The organism is Paenibacillus sp. P46E (assembly GCF_001909095.1).
Taxonomy (GTDB): domain Bacteria; phylum Bacillota; class Bacilli; order Paenibacillales; family Paenibacillaceae; genus Paenibacillus_AQ; species Paenibacillus_AQ helianthi.
In genome coordinates, this window is record NZ_LVYZ01000040.1 from 48699 (window position 1) to 63423 (window position 14725).

The 14725-nt window shown below is 47.8% G+C and carries 21 protein-coding genes and 2 tRNA genes; all 23 read right to left on the reverse strand.

All coding sequences use genetic code 11. From position 1 onward, the window contains the following. Positions 1–10: 10 nt before the first annotated feature. On the reverse strand, positions 11–1459 hold the full coding sequence (locus tag A3849_RS14200) for a phage tail sheath family protein (protein ID WP_074112009.1): 1449 nt from the start codon (positions 1457–1459) through the stop codon (positions 11–13). After that, positions 1449–1808, reverse strand: a complete 360-nt coding sequence (locus A3849_RS14205; RefSeq protein ID WP_074112010.1) for a hypothetical protein — start codon at positions 1806–1808, stop codon at positions 1449–1451. The genes A3849_RS14200 and A3849_RS14205 overlap by 11 nt, the downstream gene beginning before the upstream one ends. Beyond that, positions 1805–2185, reverse strand: coding sequence for a hypothetical protein (locus A3849_RS14210; RefSeq protein ID WP_143191819.1), 381 nt, complete (start codon positions 2183–2185; stop codon positions 1805–1807). Before A3849_RS14210 ends, A3849_RS14205 begins: the two co-directional genes overlap by 4 nt. Before the next feature lie 64 nt (positions 2186–2249). Beyond that, complete coding sequence (locus tag A3849_RS14215) at positions 2250–2834, reverse strand: phage tail protein (RefSeq protein WP_074112012.1); 585 nt, start codon at positions 2832–2834, stop codon at positions 2250–2252. After that, positions 2831–3145 (reverse strand): hypothetical protein, encoded by a 315-nt coding sequence (locus A3849_RS14220; RefSeq protein WP_074112013.1) that lies wholly within the window; start codon positions 3143–3145, stop codon positions 2831–2833. The genes A3849_RS14215 and A3849_RS14220 overlap by 4 nt, the downstream gene beginning before the upstream one ends. 12 nt (positions 3146–3157) lie before the next feature. Continuing rightward, positions 3158–3349 (reverse strand): hypothetical protein, encoded by a 192-nt coding sequence (locus A3849_RS14225; RefSeq protein WP_074112014.1) that lies wholly within the window; start codon positions 3347–3349, stop codon positions 3158–3160. Between the two features lie 21 nt (positions 3350–3370). Next, the gene (locus tag A3849_RS14230) at positions 3371–4411 is read right to left on the reverse strand and encodes a major capsid protein (RefSeq protein WP_074112015.1); all 1041 of its coding nucleotides are present in this window, start codon (positions 4409–4411) and stop codon (positions 3371–3373) included. A 16-nt stretch (positions 4412–4427) separates the two neighbouring features. After that, a complete protein-coding gene (locus A3849_RS14235; protein WP_074112016.1) occupies positions 4428–4820 on the reverse strand; it encodes a head decoration protein in 393 nt (130 codons plus the stop codon). Then, the gene (locus A3849_RS14240) at positions 4820–5923 is read right to left on the reverse strand and encodes a head maturation protease, ClpP-related (protein ID WP_074112017.1); all 1104 of its coding nucleotides are present in this window, start codon (positions 5921–5923) and stop codon (positions 4820–4822) included. Before A3849_RS14240 ends, A3849_RS14235 begins: the two co-directional genes overlap by 1 nt. Before the next feature lie 17 nt (positions 5924–5940). Then, positions 5941–7611 (reverse strand): phage portal protein, encoded by a 1671-nt coding sequence (locus A3849_RS14245; protein ID WP_074112018.1) that lies wholly within the window; start codon positions 7609–7611, stop codon positions 5941–5943. After that, positions 7608–7838: a DUF6148 family protein gene (locus A3849_RS14250; RefSeq protein ID WP_074112019.1), complete on the reverse strand. Its 231-nt coding sequence runs from the start codon at positions 7836–7838 to the stop codon at positions 7608–7610. Before A3849_RS14250 ends, A3849_RS14245 begins: the two co-directional genes overlap by 4 nt. 28 nt (positions 7839–7866) lie before the next feature. Beyond that, on the reverse strand, positions 7867–9726 hold the full coding sequence (locus A3849_RS14255; protein ID WP_074112020.1) for a phage terminase large subunit family protein: 1860 nt from the start codon (positions 9724–9726) through the stop codon (positions 7867–7869). Next, positions 9723–10208, reverse strand: coding sequence for a hypothetical protein (locus A3849_RS14260; protein ID WP_074112021.1), 486 nt, complete (start codon positions 10206–10208; stop codon positions 9723–9725). The genes A3849_RS14255 and A3849_RS14260 overlap by 4 nt, the downstream gene beginning before the upstream one ends. Positions 10209–10464: 256 nt before the next feature. After that, entirely contained in the window at positions 10465–10917 is a 453-nt protein-coding gene (locus tag A3849_RS14265; protein ID WP_074112022.1) for a hypothetical protein, read from the reverse strand. Positions 10918–10933: 16 nt separating this feature from the next. Then, positions 10934–11161: a hypothetical protein gene (locus A3849_RS14270; RefSeq protein ID WP_074112023.1), complete on the reverse strand. Its 228-nt coding sequence runs from the start codon at positions 11159–11161 to the stop codon at positions 10934–10936. Positions 11162–11553: 392 nt separating this feature from the next. Continuing rightward, entirely contained in the window at positions 11554–11784 is a 231-nt protein-coding gene (locus A3849_RS14275; RefSeq protein ID WP_074112024.1) for a hypothetical protein, read from the reverse strand. A gap of 118 nt (positions 11785–11902) precedes the next feature. After that, complete coding sequence (locus A3849_RS14280) at positions 11903–12268, reverse strand: hypothetical protein (protein ID WP_074112025.1); 366 nt, start codon at positions 12266–12268, stop codon at positions 11903–11905. Positions 12269–12317: 49 nt separating this feature from the next. Further along, positions 12318–12497 (reverse strand): hypothetical protein, encoded by a 180-nt coding sequence (locus tag A3849_RS14285; RefSeq protein WP_074112026.1) that lies wholly within the window; start codon positions 12495–12497, stop codon positions 12318–12320. 27 nt (positions 12498–12524) lie between these two features. Further along, positions 12525–12595, reverse strand: a tRNA-Gly gene (locus A3849_RS14290). Positions 12596–12602: 7 nt separating this feature from the next. Then, positions 12603–12673 (reverse strand) — tRNA-Trp (locus A3849_RS14295). Positions 12674–12992: 319 nt separating this feature from the next. Beyond that, the gene (locus A3849_RS14300; RefSeq protein WP_074112027.1) at positions 12993–13205 is read right to left on the reverse strand and encodes a hypothetical protein; all 213 of its coding nucleotides are present in this window, start codon (positions 13203–13205) and stop codon (positions 12993–12995) included. 53 nt (positions 13206–13258) lie between these two features. After that, positions 13259–13438 (reverse strand): hypothetical protein, encoded by a 180-nt coding sequence (locus A3849_RS14305; protein WP_074112028.1) that lies wholly within the window; start codon positions 13436–13438, stop codon positions 13259–13261. Positions 13439–13508: 70 nt separating this feature from the next. Continuing rightward, a complete protein-coding gene (locus A3849_RS14310; protein ID WP_074112029.1) occupies positions 13509–14642 on the reverse strand; it encodes a tyrosine-type recombinase/integrase in 1134 nt (377 codons plus the stop codon). Positions 14643–14725: the final 83 nt, after the last annotated feature.

A 14725-nucleotide genomic window follows, 5' to 3' on the forward strand; every position in this document is an offset into this window, starting at 1 on the left:
TGTCTCCCTTCTAAGCCGCGAACAGCGCGGACAGGTATGTTGTGTCGTATTCAAGCAGGAATGAGATTTCCTGTGCCGGTCCTGGCGGAGTGATGTGCAGATGGAACGTGATTTTACCAGCCATCAATGCCGTTACCGGATTTTCAGACTCATTAAATTCCACACGTCCACCCAGCAAAGCGCCTGAACTTGTCAAACCGTTCAGCCAGATATTCATACTGTCTGTTATTGTTGTGATCAGCCGCGTGTTCATTGGATCATCCACCTTTTGCATATAGGTTAGGATGATGCTGTTCCCGATCCAGTTAAACATACGCCGAACCGGAATAAAGGCATCTTTCGGGTCCGTCACACCCGGGAAGGCCCCGGTATTGTTGCCCCAAGACTTCCAGCCGCTCGTTCCAAGATTGAGCGCTGTGACAATCCCCTGGCTGTTGAGATAGCTCGCCTGATCCATCCCCAAGAACAGAGCAGTACCGTCCGCCAGCGCCGTTCCGTCTGCTTGCAGTGACTTATTGGACGGGGACGCAAAAGGAATACCGCCGTTCGCCGCATCAGTCGCCGCAATGAGCCCAGCGAGCTGAGTGGAGTAGTGGAATAGCTTATCTCCCAGCATCAGCATAGGGTATGTTGCAATCTGGAGAGGACCGGTATAGCTGTTGTCCGACTTCCATGAGCCAGCCGCCGTATAGAGCTGCGCAGGATCTATGTCAGTCAAGGCCATCGCCTTAAAGTTGCCGTTGATATTCCCAGCCTTGGCCTTCATGACGGCGGCAACCGTAGGCAAGTGAGACCAGCCCGGAGCTAACAGCAGATCCGGAAGGATGCCAAAGCGAGGATACACCTGGTTGACCAGTTCAAATCCGGTATATACTCCTTCCGAGGTAACCCCACCGATAATATCATCAGCATCAACCGCCGCAAGATTGATCTTATCGTACCCTATCTGCAGCTGGGCAACGCTTGCTCCGATTACCCCCGTAGACTTAGTAGTGATCATCACATGACCGGCATCGTCAAATGCTGCAGTATAGTCCGTAACCTTGCTGTATGTGGTCGCCCCATCTGAGGACTTAACAACAACAGACGGCAGCAATACGCCATCTACTGCCAATGTAGCCACCCGGTTACTAACAGGCTGCACCGCAGGTGGAACCGTCGTTTTGTTAACAGCCGGGTCCAAAACATTGACCAGGATCATAGGAGCCTTAGCATAGAGTGCAAAGTGGGAGTATATCAGCTCGCAGAGCGTGTAATCCTTCCAATTATTCGAGTAACCAAGAGCAGCAACTGCTTCAGCGTAGGAGTACACAAGGACCGGAGTGTTCACCGGCACAGGCGCTGATGCCAAATTCACCGGGGCAGTACCCACAGCAAATGGTATTCCGCTTGTCGCCTCTGTTGGGGCGAGTACGGATGTAGCCTGCTCAATTATCGTAACTCCATGTTTAAACGCCATCAGGTGTGCCTCCTTTCAGAATTGCTTGATAGGCTACAAATTCTGCTGTCCCTGTCTGGACGATTTTTTCCTGTACCCCAGACATTTCGTCCACTGGGACGATTAGCGCGGAAACGTAAGGCTGTTCCTTAAGCAATGGCTGCAAGTATACGGGGATTCCTCCCCGGAATACGGTAGACTGCAGCAGACGTCCACCCGGCAGATTAGGACCAACGTAAATCAATGGGGCGATACGCTTTACATCTTCAGTCGTTGCTTCTTCCAAAATCATTTTTCCATCGGTAGAAGCATCAAGCGTGCTTGCATTGATGCTCTCCGCTTCATCCTTTTTTACATTTTTAATACTCAAAACAATCCCTCCTCTGGTTGTACTGTAGGCAGTGTCCAAATCGTTGTTATAAGTCCAATGGTGTAGGGCTCCGGCTGCTCCGGTGGAAACTCCCACTTGTATGGCAGTTCAATGCGGAATCGGTGGTCTATAATCTGCTGCTTCAGCAGTGCAATTCTTACCCGCTCCATCTGGTTGAACAGATCAAGGAACCCCTGATCATCGTCGGCCATACTCCCAAACAACAAATGCACAGTGATCTTGCAATCGTCGTTATCTATTCCAATTGCCGGACGTACCAAAATGTAAGGAAACTCTGCCGTATCGGCATTGTCCTTGCTCCTTCGGGGCAAAAAACCCAAATGAACGGCAGGTGATTGAATAACGCTTTCTTTCACAACATCCTGAATAAATTTCTGTATTTCTTTGATCAACAATATAGGTGTTGAAATCACAATCACCTCATTTCAAAATGCGATTGATTTCATGGACTAAACGCTTTTCCATTCGGTCAAGCGCCTCTCCTTGAATGTGTTCCAGTACCTGCGGCTCGTTGAGCATACGCGGGATGGCGGGTCCATGAAGCTCCTCAATTGGCAGCTCAGGCCGGAATCCCTTGGCGTTCAAGATACGGGCACGCCCGCTTTGTCCAGTTGGCTTCTGCCGCTTCATCACGCCGACAGCCCCCCGCCGAGTAGCAACAAAGGCATTGCCTACCTTCTTGGATTCGCCGCGTTTGATTGCAACTTTAACCATCTTCTGTCTCTTAGCAGTGGGGGCTTTAGGCGTGACTTTAAACCGTGTTACGGGTAAATTTCTACCTTTAGCCTTAATAAACGCCTGCCCCTCGTCAGGAGAAGACAGCACCAGCCGAATTGCGCTCTTAACATCTGCCGCTTTGATGTTGTATGTCTCTTTGACTTTTCGGGCCGCCTCTGTAACTAGCCCCTGACCGACTCTATTAAGGGCAAGGGAAGCCGCGGGCTGCATTCGTTCCTTCAGGGCTTTGGTTCCCTTGATGGCTTCACTTAACCCCTCAACCTTCATCCCACATTCGCCTCCAGGTATAATGCAAGCATGCCTTTGTCAGAACCAACACGAATAACCTTGAAGTCTTTCCCGTCAATTTTCATCCAGGAACCTTGCTCTGGTGTAAAACCCAGTTCCAGAACATCCACATGCAAAGTATCCGTAACAAGCGAAACCCCCTCAGCATAAGCCAGGGGGTGCTTGTTGTCGGTCGCTGAATTAAGAACTGCTTTGACTTTTTCGCCATCGATGATATAGATATCCGCGAATTCTTTGATGTTAAGAAATGTTCGCTGGTTATCAATCAAAATCTGATCTCGGAGGTTCACAACAAACACCCCTTATTCGGCAGTTGCTTCTGCTTTCTTGGCAGCAGCCTCTTTGATTGCTTTCGCTTCAGCTTCCGGATCTTTAATTGCCTTAATAGAAAGTAGGCGGTCAATTTCCTCTTTCTTCATCTCTTTGGGGAGTTGTTCCCCGATAGCAATTTTTTTGCCATTGTGACGGATGTTCCATTCTGCGATATATACCATTTGTATCTTTCCTCCTTTGGATTAAAGTACCTTAGCAACATACCATCCATCAACGTTAGCAGGAACGCAGATTGGACGGGACAGCAATTGCAGTTTACGGCTAGGCGGCTCCACTTCGCTTAGTACTTGCGGGTAAATTTTAGCTTGGGCGAACACAAAGTCGCCGTCTTCGTTGGCAACTAGATTCGCGCCATACAAGAACTCAAACGGTTGACCGTCTGGCAGTAAAGCAAGCGTTCCTTCTGGGATATAGGAAACCTCTTTGCCTTCTTCATCTGTATATGAGTTGGTGTAGGACCAGATTTGAAGATTCGCTTGGCGCAGATAACCGTGATAGATAACCCCCTCCGGCAAAATCTGTTGGTTCAGATCACCAACATCCAGCGTTTCTTTCTTAGCATCAATCAGCTTCAACAAAGATGGGTGATTCACGATAGTTCGAGCTACTTTCGCGGTAGTAAGTACACGTCGCATTGTGCGGCCGCTCTTATCCATAACCTCCTGTACCCAGTCAGTAAGAAACTCAATGACATTAGTGTCTGGGTTCGAAAACAGATCAGTGCCAGACAGTACTTCCTTGTTTGTAAAGCCCCAATCAAGGATTTGACTGACGCCCTCACCGATCTGCTCAGTTTTACCAGTGAACATTATTTCAGAGAGTTGCTGAACTTTACGTCTATCAATTGTGTCTGTAAGTTCGGACAAATCCTTTACGATCAGTTCCTGGTAACGTTGCTCTGGAGTTTTTGGATTCAACAAGGTTTCACCGACCTGCTTCACCTTGAGATCATGGCGAGTAATGACACGCATCGGTTTCAGCAGTGCCGGGCGGTATGTTTTGGAGGTGTATCCGGTCCGCAATACAACCTTGCCCGGCAGTAATTCATTCACGTATGGAGCAAGTGGGCGGTGTCCCTTTTTTGTCTGAATTTCAATTTCATCAGTCGTAAAGGATTCACCTTCACTAGCATATGTGTTCGTCAGATAGTACGAATCAACCGGGAATGCTTCAACAACCCGGACCAACTTTGGAATTTCTAAAATATCGTGGTAAGATGCCATGTTCTCTTGTCCTCCCTTATTTAACTACTCGTTTTGTGATTAAGCCAATCTTACGCATAGCAACCTCATGCTGGGCCACCTTATCTGTACCGCCAAACTTGAGCACGCCTCGATTGAATTCGCCGTCAAGATAGGCCGCAGCTCGTACATCGACCGTAGTTGCATCAATCGTTGTATCAGCCAGAATGCAATAGGGATCTTGTGATCCGTCTGTTTTCGTGGAATTTACAGGCGCTGTGATCGGCGTGCCTGCGTACAGGTCAGTTTCCGGTAACTGACTGATACGCCCCAAAACGGTACCGCGTGTAACTACTCCGGAACCCGCTTTGATAATGATTGCCGTCATTCTTTCAGCAACTACTCCGCCTGCAAACAATTCGTCAAACGATGGACTTGTGTAATCAGACATTATCTTCGACCTCCGTTCTTAGGTTTCATATTTTGAGCCATCGCCACCATGCTAGCGACTGCCGCTTCTGCATCTTCATCCTTGTTTGTTTCTGGCGTCTTTGCTTCAAGTGAAGCTACCGCATCAACACCACTTTCAGCAGCATCCGCTGCACGGTCCTGGGCTGCGGAAATGATACGCAATTGACCCGCTTCAACAATTTTAATTGCCAATTCGCCAGCAGTTTCACCGTTAGCGATTGCCGCTTTAACAAGCTCCGCAGATCCCGGTGTCTTTTCTGCAAGAGTAGTAATTGCAGCAACCCGAGTTCTCTCAGCTGCTTCTGCGACGCCTGTCACTTGTGCGAAGAGCTCCGGGTGCTTCTCCTTCAGTTCGTTGATATCCATTTTCTTGGGTTCCTCCTTTATTTGGGCTGCTGCTTCTGGCTCCTTAGCCTTTGCAGCAGGTGTTTTTTCTTGTCCTTCAATTCCTGGTTGTCCTGGCAAGAGTGCCATCATCTTGGTGCGGACCTTATCCAACACATCCGGAGGCAGTTCCGCACTGGGATTTATGCTTGCCGAAGGGTTAATTTCTTCAGAGGAGAACATAACTCTATCTGCAAACCCCAATTCAACGGCGCGCTGCGCATGGAAAAAAGATTCTTTTTCCATCAGTCCGCGTATTTCCTCACGCGTTTTTCCGGTTTTAGCCTCATAGACATTGATCATGGCCTCGTCAAGACTTTCAAGCATCTGCTGGCTTTGCTGATGGGCTTCTTTGTTTCCATCCGTCAAAGTAGATGAATTATGGATGAACAGCTGCCCCATTGGAGAAATCAGAACTTCATCTCCTCCTAATGCAAAGACAGACGCGGCGCTACCAGCTATCGAAGGAATTTTAGTGGTAACAAAGCCTTGATACTCCCTCAGTAACGTGTAGATTTCGCCACCGGCCCAGGCATTTCCACCCCCGGAATTGATATAAACTTCAATATCTTCCCCATTGGCTTCTGTAAGCTGCCTCTCCACACCCGCAGGACTGATGTGCGGAATTTCAAGCCACTCGTATATCCCTGCGTCTCTATCGCCAACAACTGTTCCGGATAATTTGATTTTTTTTGCCATTCTTTTTACTCACCCCCTTACTCGCCGTCTTCATCATCTTCAACTGGCGTATTCTGCGGTGTTGCCAGCTGACCGGCGCCTGATCCGCCTTCCGTAAGGCCCAATTCCTTCAGCCGGGATTTTTCATAAGCCCGCTGCTGCACATTTTGCTCCCACGATCCACCGTTCAGCTCCGCAGTCTCGCGCTCTGCCGTAGACATGTTGTTTTCGATACGTGTTACTGCAGCGTCAACCTCCTTGGTCGGATCAAGCAGGCCCTGGGATGGACCGTGCCATTCCGCCCGTGTATAGGCAGCAAAAATAGCCGGATCATCGAAGATGCCGGGTGCTTCAATTCTTCCTTTGAGTACCGCCTCGACAAACCATTCTTCATAGATCGGCTGACAAAAAGATTTAGACAACCACGCCCGCCGCATACGATACATCTTCCAGGCTTCCAGCAGTGCCCCACGGCTTGCTGAGTAAGAATTGGTGAACTGCTTTGTTAGTATTTCATATGGCAGTTCAAGTGCAGCTGCCATCTGCTTAAGCATCGCACGGACGAAAGCCTCATAGTTCGGGTTGGGCCTGGTTGGGTCCGCGAACTTAACATCCTCGCCTGGGTCGGTGCGCATAATCGCACCTTGACCAAGTTTGATTTCATCGCCGCTGGCTCCTGCTGCATAATCAGCGCCGTCCAGATCACCAGCATCCATTCCCACACCGTCAAATGGGCTATCGCCTTCATCATCGGCAGGGGTTGTAATAAATACGGTGTACATTGAGGTGATAACGGCCGCTGCCAGCTCCGCGCTGGTATACTGACTTAGTTGCTTCAAGCTCTCGATGATCGGCGCAATTACCGGGATACCCCGGCGCTGTCCCGGCCTCTCTGCCTCAAACAGATGGAGGACGTTTACCCGCCCTGTGCGAATTCCATATTTTTCGACTCTTACCCACTCATTGGCACCGGTAAGATTGTACCCAACTGCGCCCGGGTGTCGGTTGCTGAAATGGTAGGCGACTACCATGCCGTCTGCATCAACCTCGACCCCTGATTGAATCCTGTCCCGATCTGTAATCGCTATGTCTGGAGGCGTAGCACACCGGTCAGACTCAATCAGATTGATTTTCAAATCGTAAGTGGACCACCTGCGGGGCTTGCTAGGCATGAGCGCGAATACATCGCCGCTCATCATAGTGGATATGAACGCCAACGCCTGTAACTGATAGAAGTCACTTAATCCAGCCGCATCACACTTCGGCGTATCCGCCCACAAAGCCCATTCACGCTGGATAGAACTGCGCAGCTTCTCAGCTCTAACCGTATCCAAGCCTAAAAATTTAGCATCGAATGCCGTGTTAAGCTTCAGCCCGGTTCCGACAATGTTAGTACGCAGCCCCTTATGTGCTGCAGCCACGATATCAGTACCCGCGTGGAGATCCCTCGCTCGCTCTCGCAGCTTCGGAACATTCTGGTGAATGTCCACATCGGCATCACCGGCAGGAGTATTCCAAAACAGCATGGACGACTTGGTTGTGCTGGCTCCATGCTTGCCGTAACCCCGACCATTACTACCTGGACCACTAATCAATTGACTTGTGACCTGGCGAACCGCCTGCTGTCGCACAACCTCTGTCCTGGCCTGCTCTCGCTTGGCAGCAATGCCTGGAGCAACAAAATTAATTGCCTTGTCAATGATGTTCATCGATCAACAGGGTAAAACCCCGCTGTTCTGGATCGTCGCTTGCCGCCATTCTCATAAGCATCGACTATACGGCCGTATTTTCTTTTCATCATTAGGACGGTATCCATATCAGCACGGGTCAAGGACCGGTCCGCAATGCTGTAGGAACTGCCGGTAGCAATGGCGTCCTCTGCTTCATTCCACATTAGGTACTTCGCTTGCGCTTCTTCGTATGAAATTCTTGGCATTTTCCCTTTCTCACCTCCTTTCTCTGGTCTATATGCTGCTAACAACATTCTTTTTCTTCGGCTTCTTGCCCTTGGCCGGAGCCGCCCTCGCACTCACAGGATCAGGTAATGGCAGGTCGAAATTTGGATTGATCATTTCAATAGCCGCTCGGTTGTAAACGGCAAGGTCAAGCGCCTCGTTTCGCGCCCGGGTCTTAACCCAAACAGTGTATGGCAGCCCCTTTTCGTATCGGGTAACCAATTGTTCTGCCGTCAATTGTTTGAAGTATTCCTCATCGTATACGAATGGGTCCGGCTTATCCGGATGTGGTAATGGGAAACGGCATGATCCCGGCTTGCCTGGCTCAAGTTGCAGTGAAGCGAAAACCGTTGCCTTCCCCTCTGATACCCCGACGCGGATCACGGTAGCTTTCACCACATTATTTGTACTGATGCCGTTAAGCAGTGGCGTTTCCGTGCCGTCCCCTTTCTCCTCGCCCTTCATAGCATAGATATTCCGGCCCTGCCGCGGCTTGCAGAACTTGTACACCTTTAGCGTATGGTGACCCCCGGAGTCAATGAGAATCCTGACCGGGCGGAACGTTCGCCCCTCGGCGTCTCTCCAGCTCCGTGAAAGAAATTCGTCCAATTCATCCCATGGCTGCTGCTGATTAAGGTCCCCAACGATGATGTGACGCTGAACTCTCCAGCTCGAATACCCTTTCCCCCATCCCATAACATCTATTTCAAAGCGCGTATCCTGTGTATCGACTGCTGTAGTGAGGAACCGAACGCCTTCCGGCACCCTTGCCTGATACATTTCCCGGCGATTTAGGAGTACTTCGTGCTCAAGTTTCTGCCCTTCTTCTTCCCATGATTCCGCTAAAACTGTATTTATGAACGTCTTCAGCTTAGAAGATCCGCCCCGATTGGCCTCTTTCCACTCATTTACTGCGTCTTTCCAGGTGTAATTAATAGTTGCGGCCAGTGCATTCAGATGAAATCCCCTGTTTCTCGGGTGTTCCTTGGCAGCAATCCAAACGGCTCGCTTCTCATAATCCTTCTTCCATTCATGTTCTTGTGAAGGAATGCCGCAATGCTCGCACCGATAATGCACTTTTAAGCAAGACTTCGTTTCCTCATCGTATTCATATTCAATCCCCTTCCACACCAGGGCTTGCAGTTCGTCACAAGACGGGCAAGGGAAATACAGGCTTTCTTGCGTACTGTCCTCGTACAACTCATCAATGCGCGATGCCCCCTTGATGGTCGGGGTAGATACAAATACCATTTTCTTGTTATAGAAAGTGGTTGTCCGCTTTATCGCAAGGGATAACGGGTCCCCTTCCTTGCCTGCAGACACGGGAAAGCGGTCAATTTCATCGGCAATCAGTACCCGAATTGGCTTGGAGGCCAGGGACGGTGCCGAGTTAGCGCCTGCAATATTGATACGCCCGCCGGGGAACGTCTTGTACATGATCGTATTGCGGCTGTCACGGCTCTTGTCCCGGGTTATAAGCTTCGATAATTGCGGCGAATCGCGGTACATTGGACTTAAACGGTCATTAGAAAAGTCCTTCGCCACTATCAAATCTGGCTGAACTACCATGATCGGTGCTGGATCATGCCCCGTATAGTAGCCAATAGTATTCAATTGGATAGCTGTTTTACCTAATTGGGCCCCCCATTTAAATACAACCCGCTCCACATTCTTATCTGAAATAGCCTCCATCGGGACTTTTTGATAGGGTGATCGGCTTGTTTTCCACGGCCCGGGCTCCGCCGAGTCTTCAGGGGATAGGACGCGGTTTCCATCCGCCCACTCTGCTATCGTCAACGGATCGGGCGGAGAAACCAGCTTAACAATTCCCTTCAGCAATCGCAGGGTCTGCGTAAGTTGCTGACTCATAGGTCCTTTTCCATCGGATCATATTTTCCCAGTTCCGTCAGCGCATCATCAATCAGACTCTCCAGCGTTACCCGGACCTCTTTCTCATCGTCCATATACGCGAGCTTGTTCGCAATTCTCGGAGGAAGCCCCTGCAACCTCTCCCGAAAAGCAACCATCAACATTCCCCAGGCGTGGGTGACATCCTCGGTTGTATGGAGATTGCTGCGCATTTTTTGAAGTTCAAGCGCGGCCATTTCCTTCTTAATCTGCTCATGCTGTGCCTTTTCATCGGAAAAACTAATCTTTCCTTCTTCAACAGTCCCGCTCACATGGCGGATATACGCCTGCACGGTTTCAGCCAGGTTATATTTCCCACGGGAAACCTGAATAAGCACGCCATCACGAGTCAATTGGCTGATCCATTGTTTTGTCTTTCCTATAATTGAGGCCAATTCATTCGTGCCGACAATGCCTTCAGGCTTCTTTTCTCCTTTCCTCATAGGTTATTCCCTCGCTTTCCCTTTTTCGTCTTGATAGTTCCAGGCTCCAGGAGCCATTTTAAGCCCCTTCTCAGAGCTTCATTATTAGTAGGGATAATTCATCAACTCATGTCAAACAAGCCCGCTTACAAGCTCCTAGCAGGCTCTATTAACTTGTTAAAGTAAAGTGAATTCCAAAAATAAAATCTGATTGGAAATCGGGCTCACGCGCACCCGCATTCTTTTTTAAGTCTCAGAGGGACCCAAATTCCAGAAATCAGCCCGATTCGGACGTATTCATGCTGCATTCTTCGGTATTAATGCCAAGATCACGCATCAACGATTGTGTAATCTGCTGCTGCTCTACCCTATTGACTTCAGCGTCGTGAATGATTCGCAACGCTTCGAGCTTATGTCTGATGATGAAGTCCCTCTCAAACAGCCCCAGCTTAACTAAGTGCTGTAGGTGAGAAGCATGGGACGGCACTTCAACCGGATAGATTTGCCCAGCTGACGGAGACATAGCGAGGATAGAAGCTGCACTCATAGCCGGCATGACCGTGCTGGGATCTTCATATACCGCATCTCCATAGTTGATAGTCCTCTCTGCTAAATCGAATAGTTGGGCCCTCTCCTCGTTCGATAGCGTGGTAATGTCATCCACCTCTACTACCCGTTCCACCTGTTCACATCCGTCATTGTACGTTGTCTGAATTCTAATCATTGCCATCACCATTCCTCTCGATTTAATTAAGCGCAGCCTGCTCTACCTTCCTGATCATGAGTTCAACCCGTTCACGTGAGCTGTCCAGATATTCGATGTACTCCCTATTGGCCTGCTCATACTGTCTAAGAGAATCCTCATAACGTTGATTAAGCTGCTCCTCTTTCCAGCCATTCATTATGTCCAGGCTGATTGCGATGATCAGGACAATCAATAGTATGACGTGGAGCTTATCGCTGAATCTTTTCACTTGCTCACCTTCTTTCGCTGAAATACAAATAGGCCACTCTTTTATGAGCAGCCTTTATGCATGGGTTTATGCGATTGTATATGCAATGGTAAATTGTATCCTTATATATATATCTTTATATTTCTTTAAGATTTTCTTTCTTTCTTTCTTGGGGGGTCAATTCTCCCCCTCTCTTGGGGGACAACTCTCCCCCTCACTGGGGGTTAATCCTCCCCCTCAAGGTTCGCGTTCTTGTGGGGGTTAATTCTCCCCCTCTAGCATTCATGATGTATGTATATTGTGCATTATTATTCATATGCACAGGCATAGAAAAAGCCACCCGGGTTAATGGATGGCTTTATGTATAGTATAACTGTCTTGTCTTCAAGCTCGTAAATTGTCACCTCCAGAATCTATTCCTGAATGTACAAAATGAGCGTTTTTTCTTCATCATAGGCATTAAACATCTTGCTTTTGATTACCCCAACTATTGGTGATTTTACTCCTGGCTCCGTCTCAATAGGAATAACGATACTGTCCGCATTCAATAAAGCAGTTAGTTCAGTCACATCTAAGTTCAATACCACGATTTCACTACGTGTAACTTCTCTTTCCGCATTTTCTACCATAATTTCAACTTTCACGTTTTCACCTCCCACACCCTAATTCGGCGTCTGGAAGATAAATCCTGCTGAACTGATAATCAAAAAGCCACCCGTGTTATGGATGGCTTTATGTACTGCTTTATGAAATTAACACCTGTTAGGGTGCCTTGGGCAACACATCTGGAATTCCAGTCTGCGCATATTTGTCAAGATCAGGCCGTCTAAGCGCCTTGATAAGTGCATAAGCAGTGCCGTGTTCAAGATAAGCGATAGATTCATACTTTGCTTTTGAACGTGAGGGTGCAAACACGATATCGTTATAGTCCTCACCATTCTCTCCATAGACTTGATAGGCAAGTAGAAGTTTTTCCGGTACTGGTACATTCGTTGCTCCCTTTATTTCGTCGCTTATCAAATTAAAGGCCAACACTTTAGCACCATCTGAATCTACAGCCTGATTAATGATCCTCTGGATTCGAGCAATTAGCTCTAAAGCCTCGATATGTCCTAATTTCACATCCATACTATCATCTCCTCAATGCCATAATTCGGCGTATGGAAGATAAATCCTGCTAATTCCAAACAGTGCGGTTGCTCAATGCCTCTTCATCGCCCTTCAGCATCAGGTCCCAGCATGTCTGACAGAACGATGCCTTTAGTATCGTGTGCTTTGTCGGCTTCGGATCATTACAGATTACACATTGACCTTTGACTGGTGTTTTCCTTTTATCGCCTTCCTGCTTAACCCACATGGACGACACTCCTTAATAATTAGTTGAAGCGAACAGCCGGACTTGAACCGGCATCATCAGCTTGGAAGGCTGAGGCCCAACCTTTAGACCATGCCCGCATTGAAACACCGAGGGGAGGAATCGAACCTCCAGTCGCGGGTTTGGAGTCCGCAGGTTTACCATTAACCAACCTCGATATGTTGCCCCTGCCAGTCCACACGAACGCGTTTCGTACGGCCTGGACTCATAGGGCTAGTGTTTGCCCCTCATTTTCATAAGACGTGCTGAACGCGCCCTAGGAGGCTATGACAAGCAGTGTGCGTTTGCTGACTGACACACAGGAACGTAAAAAGAACAGCCTGCCCGCGTGTGCTACCCTTGCGGCTCTTGGCCGTCAAACAGGTAATTGGTTGTGTCGGGTGCTGTTCTCTTTGATTTCCATGCTATAAATATATCACGTTTAAAACCTAATGATCATTGCTAATCCTTTATTTTTCCTTCTATTATTCTGTAGTCCTATCCCTGGTCCACCTTACGTGCAATGTACTCTGCGTGATACAGGTACAAATATTTATCATCAGGACTTGCCTTACAAAACATAGCTAATTGTTCCTGATCATCGAGACTGTAAAACCCATCGGTACCGGGGGCGTAAACAAACAATTCTGCTTCCTGAGGCATTGTCTGCAAATATGCCACCAAATCCTTAACCGTCATATTCTTATCCAAACTATTTCCTCCTTCCTTGTTTGCTCTGTGTCACGTACTCCGTAGTAATACAATTAATCTTCGTCCGGGTCTGGAAGAGAGAAAGCGACCAAACAACCGCCGTCTTCTTCTGACCCCATGACTATTTCAATATCAACTACTTGAACCTCATTTCCGTATTCATCTACCGATTCAAGCTTGAAATCATCCGGCACATTTTCGAGCATTCTCTTCAAATCGCCTACTGTTTTCAATACACCCACCTCGCCTCATTTTGTTTGATACGCGCTATGCGTCAATGGAAAAGTACTGAATTATCACGCCTTACTTTGCAATGGATAATGATTCGCTTTGTAGTACGTCCAAGCCATCTGCAGCATCAGACTGCATGTTTGGAAGTAAATGACCATAAGTGTCCATAGTAAATGCAACCGATGTATGTCCTAATCTCTCTGATATCGCTTTGAGTGGTACATTAATTTTAATTAGGAAAGCAACATGGGTATGACGGAGATCATAGAAGGCAATATGAGGTGCTTCGTATTTTATGAGCTGCCGATCCCACATGCGCTGTATGCTTCTCATCGTTGCCGCACCACCGAAAGACGTGCAAACTACCAAGTCATTTTGTTGATATGCTGTACCAAGGAGCAGGCGTTCTTGCAAAATCATAACTTTGTGTTCCTTAAGAGCATCCACAAGTGAAGTGGATATTGCAATTGATCTGACGCTAGATTTTGTTTTGGCCCCATTTTTAATACGACGTTTCTTTGTAACCGTCTGCTGGATAGTGAGCGTTTTTTCCTCGAATTTAATATCCGACCACCGCAAGCCCAAAATCTCCCCCGGACGCATTCCGGTCATAAGGGCGATATATGTTGCAATCCAGTAGCGACTTTTCCTCCGAGTCTTATCAGCAAAATCAAAGGCAAATTCAGGTGCCCATATCGGGCGGATCTTCCGGCTCACTCTCGGTTTGTCTACACCATTGCAGGGATTATATTCAATGAGCTTCTTCTTAACCGAATCATTCAAGCATGTATTAACATTAGAGAATGCTCTTTTTACCGACCATTCACCAAGTTCCTTTTCTTCTATCATATAGGTTATAAAATCGTCTATGTGTTGAGCATTTAATTTTGACACGGGAATGTGTCCAATAGCCGGATTAATGTAAAGCCTAATATTGTTCTCATATAATTCCTTCGTCTCCGGTGATATGTTTCTTTTATTCTTGCACCAGTCACTGATGAAGGCTCCAAATAGAGCCTTTTGAGGTTCAAAATAAGATCCATTTTTAAGTTTTGTTTTGTGCTCTGCTTCAGCCGCTTCAGCTGCCTTCTTAGTCTTGAATCCCCGCTGCTTCTCCCGGTCTCGTTTACCATTAGTGATTGTTCCGGTATAGAAAGAGTAGTACCACGGATTCTTTTTAACATTCTTGTCCTTGTACGCCCCCATTAGGTTTCCTCCATTCATCGAACTCATTAACACCAAATTAACACCATATGCCCAAAAAAGCAATATTCCGTACCTCTTAAACC

What these genes read in the sequence shown, in the direction of transcription:
- A3849_RS14200 (WP_074112009.1), bottom strand. Translation starts at nt 1,459, where the DNA reads ATGGCGTTTAAACATGGAGTTACGATAATTGAGCAGGCTACATCCGTA.
- A3849_RS14215 (WP_074112012.1), bottom strand. Translation starts at nt 2,834, where the DNA reads ATGAAGGTTGAGGGGTTAAGTGAAGCCATCAAGGGAACCAAAGCCCTG.
- A3849_RS14225 (WP_074112014.1), bottom strand. Translation starts at nt 3,349, where the DNA reads ATGGTATATATCGCAGAATGGAACATCCGTCACAATGGCAAAAAAATT.
- A3849_RS14230 (WP_074112015.1), bottom strand. Translation starts at nt 4,411, where the DNA reads ATGGCATCTTACCACGATATTTTAGAAATTCCAAAGTTGGTCCGGGTT.
- A3849_RS14235 (WP_074112016.1), bottom strand. Translation starts at nt 4,820, where the DNA reads ATGTCTGATTACACAAGTCCATCGTTTGACGAATTGTTTGCAGGCGGA.
- A3849_RS14240 (WP_074112017.1), bottom strand. Translation starts at nt 5,923, where the DNA reads ATGGCAAAAAAAATCAAATTATCCGGAACAGTTGTTGGCGATAGAGAC.
- A3849_RS14245 (WP_074112018.1), bottom strand. Translation starts at nt 7,611, where the DNA reads ATGAACATCATTGACAAGGCAATTAATTTTGTTGCTCCAGGCATTGCT.
- A3849_RS14250 (WP_074112019.1), bottom strand. Translation starts at nt 7,838, where the DNA reads ATGCCAAGAATTTCATACGAAGAAGCGCAAGCGAAGTACCTAATGTGG.
- A3849_RS14255 (WP_074112020.1), bottom strand. Translation starts at nt 9,726, where the DNA reads ATGAGTCAGCAACTTACGCAGACCCTGCGATTGCTGAAGGGAATTGTT.
- A3849_RS14260 (WP_074112021.1), bottom strand. Translation starts at nt 10,208, where the DNA reads ATGAGGAAAGGAGAAAAGAAGCCTGAAGGCATTGTCGGCACGAATGAA.
- A3849_RS14265 (WP_074112022.1), bottom strand. Translation starts at nt 10,917, where the DNA reads ATGGCAATGATTAGAATTCAGACAACGTACAATGACGGATGTGAACAG.
- A3849_RS14280 (WP_074112025.1), bottom strand. Translation starts at nt 12,268, where the DNA reads ATGGATGTGAAATTAGGACATATCGAGGCTTTAGAGCTAATTGCTCGA.
- A3849_RS14285 (WP_074112026.1), bottom strand. Translation starts at nt 12,497, where the DNA reads ATGTGGGTTAAGCAGGAAGGCGATAAAAGGAAAACACCAGTCAAAGGT.
- A3849_RS14310 (WP_074112029.1), bottom strand. Translation starts at nt 14,642, where the DNA reads ATGGGGGCGTACAAGGACAAGAATGTTAAAAAGAATCCGTGGTACTAC.